General features: G+C 68.4%; 15 protein-coding genes. 3 read left to right on the forward strand and 12 right to left on the reverse strand.

Annotated elements, in window-relative coordinates:
• Position 1 precedes the first annotated feature (1 nt).
• Positions 2 to 373 (reverse strand): response regulator, encoded by a 372-nt coding sequence (locus tag ACODRV_RS01215; protein ID WP_141625872.1) that lies wholly within the window; start codon positions 371 to 373, stop codon positions 2 to 4.
• Positions 374 to 476: 103 nt separating this feature from the next.
• A complete protein-coding gene (gene chpT / locus ACODRV_RS01220; protein WP_141625873.1) occupies positions 477 to 1,133 on the reverse strand; it encodes a histidine phosphotransferase ChpT in 657 nt (218 codons plus the stop codon).
• An 89-nt stretch (positions 1,134 to 1,222) separates the two neighbouring features.
• On the opposite strand from chpT, the gene cysQ reads away from it, so the two are divergent.
• Positions 1,223 to 2,008, forward strand: a complete 786-nt coding sequence (gene cysQ / locus ACODRV_RS01225) for a 3'(2'),5'-bisphosphate nucleotidase CysQ (RefSeq protein ID WP_141625874.1) — start codon at positions 1,223 to 1,225, stop codon at positions 2,006 to 2,008.
• Here the strand turns inward: cysQ and ACODRV_RS01230 are convergent.
• The 6 genes from ACODRV_RS01230 to ACODRV_RS01255 all read right to left on the reverse strand — a co-directional run bounded on the left by ACODRV_RS01230 (position 2,005) and on the right by ACODRV_RS01255 (position 7,801).
• On the reverse strand, positions 2,005 to 3,243 hold the full coding sequence (locus ACODRV_RS01230) for a hypothetical protein (RefSeq protein WP_488907156.1): 1,239 nt from the start codon (positions 3,241 to 3,243) through the stop codon (positions 2,005 to 2,007). The genes cysQ and ACODRV_RS01230 overlap by 4 nt on opposite strands.
• A gap of 109 nt (positions 3,244 to 3,352) precedes the next feature.
• The gene (locus tag ACODRV_RS01235; RefSeq protein ID WP_488907157.1) at positions 3,353 to 3,865 is read right to left on the reverse strand and encodes a YbjN domain-containing protein; all 513 of its coding nucleotides are present in this window, start codon (positions 3,863 to 3,865) and stop codon (positions 3,353 to 3,355) included.
• Between the two features lie 64 nt (positions 3,866 to 3,929).
• Positions 3,930 to 4,274 (reverse strand): hypothetical protein, encoded by a 345-nt coding sequence (locus ACODRV_RS01240; protein WP_141625877.1) that lies wholly within the window; start codon positions 4,272 to 4,274, stop codon positions 3,930 to 3,932.
• Between the two features lie 81 nt (positions 4,275 to 4,355).
• The gene (locus ACODRV_RS01245; protein ID WP_488907158.1) at positions 4,356 to 5,876 is read right to left on the reverse strand and encodes a tetratricopeptide repeat protein; all 1,521 of its coding nucleotides are present in this window, start codon (positions 5,874 to 5,876) and stop codon (positions 4,356 to 4,358) included.
• Positions 5,877 to 5,963: 87 nt separating this feature from the next.
• On the reverse strand, positions 5,964 to 6,092 hold the full coding sequence (locus tag ACODRV_RS01250; RefSeq protein ID WP_255431440.1) for a hypothetical protein: 129 nt from the start codon (positions 6,090 to 6,092) through the stop codon (positions 5,964 to 5,966).
• 65 nt (positions 6,093 to 6,157) lie between these two features.
• The gene (locus tag ACODRV_RS01255; RefSeq protein WP_488907159.1) at positions 6,158 to 7,801 is read right to left on the reverse strand and encodes a peptide chain release factor 3; all 1,644 of its coding nucleotides are present in this window, start codon (positions 7,799 to 7,801) and stop codon (positions 6,158 to 6,160) included.
• Between the two features lie 182 nt (positions 7,802 to 7,983).
• Here ACODRV_RS01255 and ACODRV_RS01260 point away from each other — a divergent pair, with 182 nt between their 5' ends.
• Positions 7,984 to 8,124, forward strand: coding sequence for a hypothetical protein (locus tag ACODRV_RS01260; protein ID WP_168196781.1), 141 nt, complete (start codon positions 7,984 to 7,986; stop codon positions 8,122 to 8,124).
• Positions 8,125 to 8,195: 71 nt separating this feature from the next.
• On the opposite strand, the gene ACODRV_RS01265 is transcribed toward ACODRV_RS01260, so the two are convergent.
• The 4 genes from ACODRV_RS01265 to ACODRV_RS01280 all read right to left on the reverse strand — a co-directional run bounded on the left by ACODRV_RS01265 (position 8,196) and on the right by ACODRV_RS01280 (position 11,480).
• On the reverse strand, positions 8,196 to 9,788 hold the full coding sequence (locus ACODRV_RS01265; protein ID WP_488907160.1) for a DUF1570 domain-containing protein: 1,593 nt from the start codon (positions 9,786 to 9,788) through the stop codon (positions 8,196 to 8,198).
• Positions 9,789 to 9,857: 69 nt separating this feature from the next.
• Complete coding sequence (locus ACODRV_RS01270) at positions 9,858 to 10,238, reverse strand: hypothetical protein (RefSeq protein ID WP_488907161.1); 381 nt, start codon at positions 10,236 to 10,238, stop codon at positions 9,858 to 9,860.
• A gap of 234 nt (positions 10,239 to 10,472) precedes the next feature.
• The gene (locus ACODRV_RS01275) at positions 10,473 to 11,054 is read right to left on the reverse strand and encodes a hypothetical protein (protein WP_488907162.1); all 582 of its coding nucleotides are present in this window, start codon (positions 11,052 to 11,054) and stop codon (positions 10,473 to 10,475) included.
• A gap of 96 nt (positions 11,055 to 11,150) precedes the next feature.
• Positions 11,151 to 11,480, reverse strand: coding sequence for a DUF1491 family protein (locus tag ACODRV_RS01280; protein ID WP_488907163.1), 330 nt, complete (start codon positions 11,478 to 11,480; stop codon positions 11,151 to 11,153).
• A 56-nt stretch (positions 11,481 to 11,536) separates the two neighbouring features.
• On the opposite strand from ACODRV_RS01280, the gene ACODRV_RS01285 reads away from it, so the two are divergent.
• Positions 11,537 to 12,397 (forward strand): hypothetical protein, encoded by an 861-nt coding sequence (locus tag ACODRV_RS01285; RefSeq protein WP_488907164.1) that lies wholly within the window; start codon positions 11,537 to 11,539, stop codon positions 12,395 to 12,397.
• Positions 12,398 to 12,405 lie beyond the last annotated feature (8 nt).

Raw genomic sequence — 12,405 nt, forward strand, 5'->3', positions numbered from 1 at the left:
TTCAGACGGCCCCCACCTCGGCGAATTTCGAGCTCAGGATCTCACCGTCGAACGGCTTCATCACATAGTCGTCGGCGCCCGCGGACAGGGCCTCGGCGATGCGGTCGGCGCGGGTCTCGATGGTGCAGAACAGAACCTTGGGCTCTCGCCCGCCCGGCAGGTCGCGCAGGCGGCGCAGGAAGGTCAGGCCGTCCATGACGGGCATGGACCAGTCCAGCAGGATCACTTCGGGCATCAGGCCGGCGCAGAAGGCGAGCGCCTCCGAGCCGTCGGCGGCCTCGTCGACCTCGAAACCAAGGCCCTCGATGATGCGTCGCGCGACTTTCCGGATGATCCGGCTGTCGTCGACGATCAGACAGGTCCTGGGGGTCAAGCGCGTATCCTGCAGGCGAATCGGGCCGCAACGCCCGCGTGTGCACTATCCTCTATGATCGCTTCGCGCCGGTTAACGAGTCCTTGGGAAACCGGCTTAAGCGTCAGTTAGGCATGCGCGCCGTGAGGGACACGCGGCCTTCCTCGGCTTGTACATCAAGTGCGCCCCCCGCGTCATGTGCCGTTAACCACAGCCAGTAGGGCTGGATCCACTGGCCCGGAAGGCCCTCGGTCAAGGGGCGACCCGCCAGCCCGGCGACGGCCTCGCCCTTCAGCCGCGCACGGGCGCCTTCGGACACCCCTTCGATCACCACGCCGTCGCTGGCGATGTGGGTGCGGATGGTCGCCACGCCGCCCGACGGCAGGGCCGCCATGGCCATATAGGCCAGGTTCACCAGAGCCCGGGCCTGCGGCTTGGAATAGGTCCCCTCGGTCACGGCCCAGTTCAGGGTCGCGCGGCCGCCCTCGGTCAGGCCCGACACCAGTTCGCCCAGCTCGGCGCCCGAGAAGCGCTCGGCCGAGGTGGCGGCGCCGAAGGCCACGCGGGCGAAATTCACCAGCGCGATCATCTTCTTCGAACTGGCCTCGATCAGGCTCATGGCGTCGTCGCGCATGTCCTGGGCGGTCGGGTCCTTCAGCAGGTCCAGACCCGAGCTGATCGCCCCCGCCGGGCTGATGAAATCGTGGCACAGCTTGCCGGCGATGAGGGTGGCGAGAGCCTGTCCGTCAGGCAGGGCGGGGGTGGGCGCGGTGTCGGTCATCGGGTCCGAAAGGCTGGCGTGCGGAGTATCCCCAAGGCTGACCTGATTTGCCGGTTCTTCAAACCGCCGGGATGTTCTATCGGTCGCCCATGAGCAAACGACTGACCGCCGACCTCGCGTCGGGCGCGCTGGCCGAGACCCTGGCCGACATCGCCGAGGATGCGGCGCGCGTGATCCTGCCCTACTGGCGCAACGGCGTGGTGGCCGAGACCAAGGCCGATGACAGCCCCGTCACCCGGGCCGATCAGGAGGCTGAAGCCCTGATCCTTGAGCGGCTGGAGGCCCTCTATCCCGGGGTGCAGGCCGTGGCCGAGGAGGCGGTGTCCGCCCACGGCGTCCCGACCTCGCTGAAGGACTGGTTCTGGCTGATCGACCCGCTGGACGGCACGCGCGGCTTCGTCGAGGGCCGCGAGAGCTATACGGTCAACATCGCCCTGATCCATCGCGACACGCCGGTGGCCGGGGTGGTCTCGACGCCCGCGACCGGGATCACCTGGCGCAGCGGCGCGCCGGGCAAGGGCGCCTTCCGCCGTCGTTTCGGCGAGGGCTGGACGCCGATCCATGTGCGCGAGCGTCCCGCCGCGCCGGTGGCCCTGATGAGCCACAGCCTGACCGACGAGGAAGCCGACCGGCTTGGCTCCCGCTACGGCTGCAAGCAGTGGCAGGGCATGGATTCGTCGCTGAAATTCTGCCTGATCGCCGAAGGGCGCTTCGACGCCTATCCGCGCGTCGGCCCGACCTCGGAATGGGACACGGCGGCGGGGCAGGCGGTGCTCGAGGCCGCCGGTGGTCGCGTCATGGCCGAGGACGGCTCGCCCCTGCGCTACGGCAAGCCGGGGCACGCCAACGGCGGCTTCGTCGCCCTGGGCGGCTAAACGGCGGCTTCCGGCATCGCCAGAACGGCCCGGTCGGCCAGAGCCCCCGCACCGAGCTCACGGGCGGTCTCCAGCGCTTCGGCCAGCATCAGGCCGACGGCCCGGGGCGCTTCGCCGGTCAGCCGCGCGCGCGCCAGCACCAGCCGCGCCATCCCGATCTGGTCGGCGGCCCAGTCCAGCGGCTGGATGCGGCCCGGCTCGGCCAGACGGCGGCGCACGGCGACTTCCAGTCCGTTCAGCCCCCTCACGTCCGACAGTGTCTCGGCCACCGCGACCTCGGCGGACAGGCGGCGCTCGCGCACCAGGGCTCCGATCAACAGACCGGGCTCGCAGGTCATGGCCTCGGCCTGGGCCAGGACGATCAGCGGTGTCGCCTCGCTCGCGCTCGCCAGCAGAACGGTGGCCCAGTCCAGCGGGCTGTGATCGGGGGTGAATTGGTCGGCGGCGGCGTCGAACAGGGCGCGGCCCTGGGCGGCGGCGGTCTCGTCCTTCGCCAGCGCGGCCAGCGCGGCCATGCCGGCTCCGGCCAGCGCCAGCGCGCGGGCGCGGGTCAGGGGGCGCTGATCCGGTGAGGCGGCCTCGACGAGGGCGCGCAGATCACGACCGGCCTGATCCAGCATCCGCGCATCCCGACGGGCCACGCCCGCCTCCAGGGACATCGCCGCGCGGTCCAGCCGCAGTTCGTCAGCCACCGGCGGCGGCAGGCTGCGGGCATCATGCACCGCGGCGTCCAGCAGGGCGCCGGCGTCCAGAAGGGCGTTGGTCTCGCCGCTCAGCCGGGCCTGCCGGGCCGAGAGGCGAGCGTGCAGCGCGGCCGCCGCCGAACGGGTGACGGCCCGTTCGCAGGTCAGGCTCTGAAGGTCGGACAGGGCGGCGGTCAGGGCCGCGGGGCCGCCGAACAGGTCGAAACGCAAAAGGTGGATGGCCGCCGACTCGATCGCGGCGGCGGCCGTCTGGTCCGGGTTGCTGGTGTGGCGGGCGGCGTCGGAAGCGGCCGAGGCGGCGCGGTCCAGACTGGCCCGGCTGCCGGTGCGCCGCGCGTGCTCGCGCCACAGGGCCGAGGCGCGCATCCAGCCGTCGAACGGACGCGGCGCCGAGACCCGGCCCGCATCAATCCCTTCGCGGCGGGCCTCGATCTGCACCAGCTCGGGACCGACCAGCTCCAGCCAGCCGAGGTCTTCGCTTTCGCGCGCCTTCTCGAACAGCTTTCTCAGATCGCGGCCGAATTCAAACATGCACGCAAGCTCCGGAACCGTCCCGCTTCGGGACGGACGAATGGTCCCCGGACGGTCTCCAAGCAAACGCAGCGCCGCGCCGCTGGTTCGCCGTGACTTTCGGGAGCGCTCAGCGGCCGACCGCGTCGTGCAGGGTCTCGCCCAGCCGATCCATCATCAGCAGGAAGGTCATCGCCTCTTCCCGGATATGGTCCTGCGTCACGCCGCCGTCGGTGGTGACGTACCGCTCGGCCCGGACGTGGTCGTTCAGCACCAGCGCCTTGCCGATCCGATACTCGTCGTTGAACTTCTCGATCGCGGCGGCGACCTTGGGGCGATCATTCGGCTGAAGGCCCCAGCTGGTGAAGAACAGGATGCCGAAACATCCCGGCGTGCCCCCTTCGGTGTCGCAGGCGGCCATTTCCACCGAAAAGCGGAACCCCTCGCGGGTCTCGATGTCGAACACTGTCTCGCCGGCCTTGCGCACGCTGGCGTAGTCCGAGGTGTTCAGCAGGGTGAACATCTCGGAAGTCAGGATCGAGCGATACACCTGGGCCCGTTCGATCCGTGCCGATTGCGCCGCAGCGGGCAGGGCGACGGCGGCGAGCCCCAGCGAAATCGCGGTCGTCAGAAACAGGCGCATTGGTACTCCCCGGTCATGCGGTGCTGCGACCCTAGCCGCGTGTCGGGTGAGCCGACAACGGGGATCAGTTCAGACGGGGCGCGCGAGCGCGGCAGCGTTGCAGTTCGGTGCGGGCGTCGTCGTCGTCGGCGCTCAGTTCCCGCACGGCCCGGATGCGGGCGCGGGTCTGGTCGCCCTCGGCGACGGTCGGGGTGCGCCCGACGCGACTTGCGGCCTGAATGGCGGTCAGCGACCAGTACAGGGCGGCGTCATACAGGGACCGGCCCTCGCTGCTTTCGCCGCCTTCCAGCTCCGAGGCCGCCTGGGTCAGCCCCGTGCAGCGCACAGCCTCGTCATACGACGGCTGCTGGCCCGACGCGGCTTGCGCGCCCGACAGGGACAGAATGGCCAGCAGGGCCGCCAAAGACATCGAATCCTCCACGGCACGCCCCGGCCGTCTGATGCGGACAGAGAACCATGGGCGCGTGACGGAAGGAAGACCGCGAAAGGGTCAGGGCGTGACCGGGGTGTTGGCGGCTTCACCGTTTCCCGCCGCCCGCCGGGCGTGGATCGCCGCCAGCCTGTCCCGCGCCCAGTCCGTGCTGCGTCCGCCGTGCGGGTCGTTCGCCATCGGCAGAAGATAGGCCTCGGCCTCGACGTCATGGCCGGCGGCGATCATGGCGTCGGCGGCCTGTCCTCTCAGATTGAGCACCTGCGGCGCGTGCTCGACGGCCAGACGCCAGGTCTCCAGATCGTTCTCGTTCGGATAGTCGTCGGCCATCCGGCGGATGCCGGCCAGTTCGGCGAGGACGCGATAGTCGGTCGGGTCGGCCGCATAAGCGCGCCCCAGCAGGGTCTGGGCCTCGCGGTACAGGGCGAACATCTGCGCGTCGTCCGTGGCTTGCCCGGCGTCGTCGATCCGGCGCCGGGCCGCCATCAGCAGGGCCTCGACATTGTTCGGCTCCAGCGCCAGCACCTGCTCGAGGATCGGCTCCGCCGCCGCCGGATCGCCCAGCGTGATTTCGGCATTGGCCAGGACGGTCAGGGCGAGGGCGTCTCCGGGATGACGGGCGGCGGCGGCGCGGGCCTGCGCCAGCAACGCCGGGTTCTCGCTGTCCCGCCCACGCTCCCTGATGTTCAGCCCGATCAGAAGCACATCGTCCGCGCTGTCCGGCAGCAGGGTTACGGTCATCTGCGGGTCCAGCGGCGGCATGCTCATTTCGGCGTATCGCAGCCCCCGATCCATGTAGGTCCGCAGATCGCGTGTGAAGGCCTCCGGCGTGGTCTGGAACCGGGTCAGGAAGGCCTCGACCGGATCGGCCCCGTTGCTCAGGTCCGTGAGATAGGCGCCGAACCGTTGCAGCCGTTCCGGATCGGAAAGCAGATAGTGTGTCAGCAGCCAGGCCTGGGCGTAGAAGGTCCAGCGTTGTTGCTGTCCCTCCAGCGTCATGGGCGAGGCCGTCAGCAGGTCTCCGAGCGGCAACCAGCGCTGTTGTTGCAACGTCCGCAGGCGGCCGAGGTGGGGATAGCCGACCGTCGACTTGCCGCGTGAGTCCACGGTCGCCGTGGCGAAATACTCGGCGTAGCCTTCGCGGAACCAGCCCGGATAGCTGCCGGGCGAGGTCTGTGACATGTAGTGGTGGGTGTATTCGTGCAGCAGGAGGTCATCGTCCTGCCCGCGGATCAGAATGGCCCGGATGTCATGGGGGCTGGCGCGATAGAAGCCGTCCACGCCCTCGGGCAGGTCGGGCTGGACGACCCGCAACTCCCGTCCGTTCTCGACCAGATAGACCGGCAGCTTGCGCAGGCCCTCGATGTCGGTGGGGCCGTTGGCGACATGGCGCAGCAGGGCGTCGAACCGCTCCAGCCGGGCGGCGTAGTCGCGCAGGTTCCGTTCCGAGCCGTTGCTGTAGACGACGAAGTGGGCGGTCTCGGCCCGGCGCCAGTCGGCCAGCGCGGCCTGTGGCGCGGACAGGGCCAGAGCCAGCGTCGTTCCGACCAGCCACGCCGCCCGTCTGATATGCCTGCCCATGCTCACGTCCTCCGGATAGCCGAAGCTAACTGCACGGAGCGGATGACAACCTGACGAAAAGTGACGCACCGGGCCCGTGGGGCCGGATCAGCCGACGAACACGCCCGCGAGCGCAATGGCGAAAGCGATCAGGATGCTGACCGCCGAGATCGCCGCCGCCGCCGCGCCGATCACCAGCACGATCATCAGAATGCGATCCTTGGTCGAGGTTTTCATGCGCTCATCTACGGCGAAGGTCGGGGGCGCGTCGATGGCTGTCTGACTGCGTCAGGCGATCAGGGTCAGCCCCGTTCCTTCGTCTTCGTGAAGGCCACCTTGGGGAAGCGTTCGCCGACATAGCCGGTCTCCCAGCTCGACTTGGCCAGGAACACCGGGTCGCTGTCGATGTCGGTGGCCATCTGGGGGCGGTATTTGCCCATGAAGTCCTCGATGTCGGCTTTGGAGCCCCCCGATCCTGGCATGATCCAGCGGGCCTCGGCGTAGGGGCTGGGCTCGAAGATGACGTCCAGCCCGTACTCCTCGCCCAGACGGTCGGCCATGACCTCGAACTGCAGCTGGCCCACGGCGCCGACGATGAAGTCTGACCCGATCTCGGGACGGAACAGCTGGGTCACGCCTTCCTCGGCCAGACCCTCCAGCGCCTTCTTCAGGTGTTTGGCCTTCAGCGGATCCTTCACGCGCACGCGCTGCAGGATTTCCGGGGCGAAGTTCGGCAGGCCGGCGAACCGGATCATTCCGCTTTCCGACAGGCTGTCCCCCACGCGCAGCACGCCGTGGTTCGGAATGCCGATCACGTCGCCGGCGAAGGCGTCCTCGGCCAGTTCACGGTCAGAAGCGAAGAACATGATGGGCGCGTTCACCGACAGCTGCTTGCCGGTGTTCTGGACCTTCAGCTTCATGCCGCGCTTGAAGCTGCCGGACGCCATGCGGAACATGGCGATGCGGTCGCGGTGGTTCGGGTCCATGTTCGCCTGGACCTTGAACACGAAGCCGGTGACCTCGGCCGAGCCCGGCTCGACGGTCAGGTCGACCGGGTCGGGGGCATTGCGGGTCTCGGGCGGGGCTTCCTTCCGGGCCTTCATGACCTTGGGCGCGGGCGCCCAGTCGCCGATGGCCTTCAGCAGTTCATCGATGCCGAAATGGCGCAGGGCCGAGCCCCACAGCACCGGCGTCATATGGCCTTCGAGGAAGGACTGGACATTGAACGCCGGGTATCCGGCCTCGACCAATTCCTGCGCCTCCAGCAGGGCCTCGTGCTCGCCTTCCTCGAAATACCGCGCGGCGTCGGCCAGCGGCAGGGCGTCGGGATGGGGCACGTCTTCCTTTGAGCCCGCGGGCTTCTTCGCATAGGGCTGGAACCGGCCCGTGCCCATCTCGACCATGCCGCGCAGGCGGTTGCCGCTCTCGGCGGGCCACCAGATCGGAGCCGGGTCCAGCTGAAGACGCGATGCGATCTCGTCCAGCAGGGCCATCGGGTCCTGCGCCTCGCGGTCCAGCTTGTTGATGAAGGTTATGATCGGAATGTCGCGCAGGCGGCAAACCTCGAACAGCTTCAACGTCTGCGGCTCGATCCCCTTGGCGGCGTCCAGCACCATGATGGCGCAGTCGGCGGCGGTCAGGGTCCGATAGGTGTCCTCCGAGAAGTCCTCGTGCCCCGGGGTGTCCAGCAGATTGAACATCTTGCCGTCGTGCTCGAACGTCATCACCGACGCCGAGACCGAGATGCCGCGCTCCTTCTCGATCTTCATCCAGTCGGACTGGGTGCGGCGGTTCTCGCCCCGCGCCCGCACCGCGCCCGCCGCGCGGATCGCGCCGCCGGACAGCAGGATATGCTCCGTCAGCGTCGTTTTACCGGCGTCCGGGTGGGCGATGATGGCGAAGGTGCGACGGCGCGCAGCTTCCTCGGGCAGGGAGAGCTTGGACATTGGACGGGCGACCTAGACCAGCACGGGCTGAAAGTCACTCAGCGACGGGACTTTCCGCGGTCTGGTCTGTCACCGAAAGTGAATACCCCTTGGCAACGAAGGGATAATGGGATCATTGTTCAGTCAGGCGAGACGGTCCGGTCACGCAATCGGGCCCCGCCTTTGGAAACGAAGGAACGGACATGGCCCTGCATCACCCCATCGACGACCATCCTCCCGCCCGTGAAGGCGGCCCGCACCCGGCGATCTGCCTGATGCTCGGCTTCGCCGTCATCGCCGCCGGCGCGACGATCGTGCACATCGTCTTCAATACGCTGGTCTAGGCGGTCTGAATTCCAAGGGGGTTTCGCGGCGTCCTGCGCCGGAGCCCCCCTTTTCCGGGTCGTGCCTGTCGTCAGGGCGCGGCCACGGCCTCGTCGTCGTTCACGACCTGTCCGGTCGCCGTCGCGATGGCGGCGAGCAGGGTTCGGGCCCGGACGCGGTCGGCGCCGGGGTGCGGCGCATTGGCGACCGGATTGAGCATGGTTCTGGCCTCATTCCACAGGGACTGGGCCATATAGGCCTCCGCCAGCCTCAGCCGGTTCTCGTCAGCCTGGGGGGCGAGGGCGGTCGCGGCCTCCAGCGTCCTGATGTCGTTGGCGTTGGGATAACCCGGCTGCCCGCGCCGGGTGTCGTTCAGGCCCAGATAGATGCGGAAATCCAGCGGATCGAGCTCCATCGCCTGACCCAGATAGGACATTGCCAGCCGACGCCGGGAAAGCGCGGTCGCCGGGTCCGGCTCCGCGCCCGCCTGATCCATCAGCAGCGCGGCGGCGATGCGCAGCGCGTCCGCGTCCGTGGAGTCGACGGCCAGCAGCGGTTGCAGAGCGGCCAGACCCGCCCCGGGATCGCCCTTGAGCCGGTGGGCGCGGGCGGCGACCAGCATGCCCATGCGATTGTCCGGGCGGCGCGCCGCCGCCGCGAGGGCGTTGGTGATCAGCTCTTCGCGGTAACGTGCCGCGTCGCGGGCCATCTGGGCCTTTACCTCGGGCGAGCGGGGATCATCGGGATCGTTCTCCGACGCGACGACGAGGGGCGTGTCGTCCAGGCGAAGATCGAACCAGGTGAAGGCGCCTTCGTCGGCGCCGATGGTCGAGACCGTGACCTCGGGCATCGGGATGTCGATCTGGAGCGTGTAGTAGGTGATCCGTCCCAGCAGATAGCGCCGCATGTCGTTCTGGAGCTCGGCCGAGGTGCGTCCGGTCGCCGCCTGCATCGCCGCCTCCGGGTCGCCGCCCCGGATCACGCCGGTCAGATACTGGTTCAGCATCTGTCGCCGCTCGGGCGTGCTCATCAGATAGTGCGTCAGCGCCCAGGCCTGGGCGTAGTAGTCGCCGATGCGGGCGCGACCGGACCGGCTGACCCGCCATTTCAGCACGTCGGCCATGGGCGCCCATTCGTTGGCCCCCAGGTGCGTGAAGTACATCATCCGTCCGCGGTCTTCCCGGCCGACCTCGATCTTCTCCGGCTCCATGACCACGGTGGAGTAGTACTCGGCGAAGCCTTCCACGAACCACGACGGATAGGCCGCCGCCGACATCTGGAACATGAAATGGTGCGCGTACTCATGGAACAGGGTGCTCAGCGCCTCCGGGTTCGCGATGTTGGTCACCGTGTAGATGCGACCCGCGTCAGCGGAGTAGAAGCCGGCGATGCCCTGCGAACCGTCGGGAAGGATGCGGCGCATGTCGCGCGCGCCGTCCGCCAGATAGATTTCCAGCTTCGGAATCTGGACGTCGCTCTGGATCGGATAATAGGTCCGCAGCAGGGCGTCGAAACGTTCGATCTTGGTGGCGTAGGTCCGCAATGTGCGCTCGGACACATCCCCGTACAGAATGAAGTGTTCGGTCTCGGCCTTGCGCCATTCCGCGTGCGCGGGCGAGGCCGCGAACAGGCAAAGCGTCAGGATGGCCAGCGCCAGCGTCCTGAAAAGCGTCGAAACAGGCATGGTTCTGGGTCCCCCGGCTCAGGGGTTCAACCCTAACCAGTGCGGCGGGGGATATTCAAGCTGCGCCGGTCAGGCGGCCAGACGCATCCACACGGCCTTGTCGGCGGCGACGGCGTCCAGCTTGCCCTTGGTCGCGCGGGTCCGCAGCTGGCGCATGACCGGGTCGGGCAGGGCGCAGAACTGCGGCTCGACCAGATCGGGATGGCAGCCGGCTTCCGGCGCGGCGAACAGGGCGGCGTTCACGTCCGGCGAGCGGTCGTGGATCAGCCAAGCCAGACGACGCGCGCGTTGCGGGTCATTGTGATGCAGTAGCGGGTCCTCGGCGAACAGCTCGCAACCCAGCTCCAGCACATAGTCCAGATCCAGCGCTTCGAACCGGCGCGCGTCGCCGGGCGTGACCGGGCAGGCCTCGTCCAGATCAAACACGACGTCGTTCAGAAGAAACAGCATCCGGAAACACCCACCATCAGTTCGGGCTCATCGCGGCCCGTTGAGGTGACCATAGGCGCCCCGGCTTGCGGTTCCGTGTGCGAACGTCGTTAAGGATTTCGCACCGCGGCGGGCGGCGTTAACCGGTCGGTCGCCATGTTCGAAAACGGGGACGTCCCGGCGTCCAGCAAACGCTTTCCGCCGGTGCAAACAGACGTCCGGCTGTCGCCGTGGGGGGACGTCGGGTTTCGACCCTTAGGAGACGTTTACAGGGACCCAGTCATCAGGGAGTTTATGCCACGGCGTATCCGGAAACCGAGCTGCCATCTCCTGCTTGATGAGACGCTCGCGGCGTATGGGGCCGCCCACGTGCCAAGGAGCTTCTTCTTCGCCGAAGTCGGCAGCCAAACGAGATGGGACATGAGCCTCGGCATCCCACGCGGCCATGATCTCCATGTCCTGAATGGCCGGGTCCTCAACTCGCGTGTTCCAAGTGCGACCTGCGGTCCAGACGGTGACGGTTAGAGTCCCGACAGGCCACTGCACCGAAGGGCGAGGCTCAACCAAGGTTGGCACGACGCCACAGCGACCGAGCTTTTTCCAGCGACCACTCCTCAGTGCGGAAGTGATGCTGGGGATGCCCACCGAAAGCACAGTCATAACGGGAGCGGCCAATACGTCCGCGATTTCAGCGATCTGCTTGGTGCGGAGCCGGAAAAACCCGACCCGCTTATCGGGAGTCACCTGACCATAGTAGAGCCACCCGGCTTCTCCGCTCAAGGCGTAGACGGACCCGCCGATCATGTCGGCGCGCGCCTTTGGGGCTTCTTCAAACATACCGCAACGTTGCACCGCGAACGGCGTAGGGCAATGTCCGCTCCCCACCCATAGCGGACGCCGGGAAGGTCTCTTCCGGAGCGGCGACCCGCTCCGCTAGCCCGCCACCTTCTCCGTAATGAAATGCCGCCCCTCGCGGTCCTCGATCTCGACGATCCACAGGTCGGGGTCGTAGCGAACCTGCCGCTGCAGATAGTCGTCCAGCTCACTCTCGAACTCGCTTTCGACCGGCTGCATCCAGAGGCGCTCGCCGTCGGGGCCGAAGGCCTCACTATAAAGTCTCGCGCGGCGTTCGGCGGTGTTGAACACCTTGACGATCACCGTGCCCGCGCGCGCGTCGCCCTTGCGCGCGACCGTGGCGAAGCCGCCGCCGATCTCGGCGCGGCGGATCAGGGCGGCCACCCAGACGTCACTTGATAGAAGCAATTCGCTAACCCTGCTCGGACACCGGACCTGAACGCTCCATGCGTAGGGTGCGGGGCATGAAGATACGGCAAATCGCGCTGAAGACCCAAGCGGCCCTGTTGGCTGTCGCGACCCTCGTGGCGCCGGCAAGCGCGTTCGCTGGTCCCGCCGACACCTATTATGAGCGCGCCTTCGTCGTCGCCGCCGATGCGCGTTGCAACCTGTTCCAGCCGGAACTGGCCCGCGCCCTGACCGCCGCCACCGCACAGGCGCGCGGCGCGGCCCTGCGCTCGGGCGTCGCGGCCGCCGATCTGACAGATGTGGCCTACCGCGCCGGTGCGCGCGCAGGCTCCGTGGCCTGCGCCGATCCGCAGCTGGCGGTGGTCAAGGACCGTGTAGACGGCGCCTTCGCGGGCTGGGCCCGCCTGCCGCGCATGACCTTCCCCGGTGACCGGTTTGACTGGGTCGCCAACCGCGCCGCCTACAAGCGCCCGACCTGGCGCCTGCATCAGGCCTCCCAAGTCGGTTCCTCGCCGGTGGCGTTCGGCTATGCGGGCGAGGGCGAGACCGCCGCCCTGACCGCCGTGGTCAGCTGGTACGGCGATCCCCGCCCGACCTCGGCCCGTCTGGTCTTCCGTGATCCGGCCAGGGCGCCGCGCCCCTGGCTGGCGGGCGACAGCCTGATCCCCGCCTCGGCCCGCGCCAGCCTCTGGTCCTCGGGCGTGACCGCCGCCGCCCCGACCCTGTTGGCGAAGGACAAGCGCGCAGGCGACGCCTGGACCTTCAGCTCCGCCGCCGCCGAGGCGCTGGAGCAACTGGACCCGCGCGAGACCTTCGCCCTGGAGTTCCACTTCCGCGACGGCAGCGTCGCCACCGTGCCGTTCGAGGCGGGCGACTTCGCCGCCGGGCGGGCCTTCATCGCGATGGGGACGGTCTAGCCTTCGGA

It is taken from the genome of Brevundimonas sp. FG8 (assembly GCF_057808845.1).

What these genes read in the sequence shown, in the direction of transcription:
- ACODRV_RS01275 (WP_488907162.1), bottom strand. Translation starts at nt 11,054, where the DNA reads ATGTTTGAAGAAGCCCCAAAGGCGCGCGCCGACATGATCGGCGGGTCC.
- ACODRV_RS01270 (WP_488907161.1), bottom strand. Translation starts at nt 10,238, where the DNA reads ATGCTGTTTCTTCTGAACGACGTCGTGTTTGATCTGGACGAGGCCTGC.
- ACODRV_RS01235 (WP_488907157.1), bottom strand. Translation starts at nt 3,865, where the DNA reads ATGCGCCTGTTTCTGACGACCGCGATTTCGCTGGGGCTCGCCGCCGTC.
- chpT (WP_141625873.1), bottom strand. Translation starts at nt 1,133, where the DNA reads ATGACCGACACCGCGCCCACCCCCGCCCTGCCTGACGGACAGGCTCTC.
- ACODRV_RS01255 (WP_488907159.1), bottom strand. Translation starts at nt 7,801, where the DNA reads ATGTCCAAGCTCTCCCTGCCCGAGGAAGCTGCGCGCCGTCGCACCTTC.
- ACODRV_RS01250 (WP_255431440.1), bottom strand. Translation starts at nt 6,092, where the DNA reads ATGAAAACCTCGACCAAGGATCGCATTCTGATGATCGTGCTGGTGATC.
- ACODRV_RS01230 (WP_488907156.1), bottom strand. Translation starts at nt 3,243, where the DNA reads ATGTTTGAATTCGGCCGCGATCTGAGAAAGCTGTTCGAGAAGGCGCGC.
- ACODRV_RS01265 (WP_488907160.1), bottom strand. Translation starts at nt 9,788, where the DNA reads ATGCCTGTTTCGACGCTTTTCAGGACGCTGGCGCTGGCCATCCTGACG.
- ACODRV_RS01245 (WP_488907158.1), bottom strand. Translation starts at nt 5,876, where the DNA reads ATGGGCAGGCATATCAGACGGGCGGCGTGGCTGGTCGGAACGACGCTG.
- ACODRV_RS01240 (WP_141625877.1), bottom strand. Translation starts at nt 4,274, where the DNA reads ATGTCTTTGGCGGCCCTGCTGGCCATTCTGTCCCTGTCGGGCGCGCAA.
- cysQ (WP_141625874.1), top strand. Translation starts at nt 1,223, where the DNA reads ATGAGCAAACGACTGACCGCCGACCTCGCGTCGGGCGCGCTGGCCGAG.
- ACODRV_RS01260 (WP_168196781.1), top strand. Translation starts at nt 7,984, where the DNA reads ATGGCCCTGCATCACCCCATCGACGACCATCCTCCCGCCCGTGAAGGC.
- ACODRV_RS01285 (WP_488907164.1), top strand. Translation starts at nt 11,537, where the DNA reads ATGAAGATACGGCAAATCGCGCTGAAGACCCAAGCGGCCCTGTTGGCT.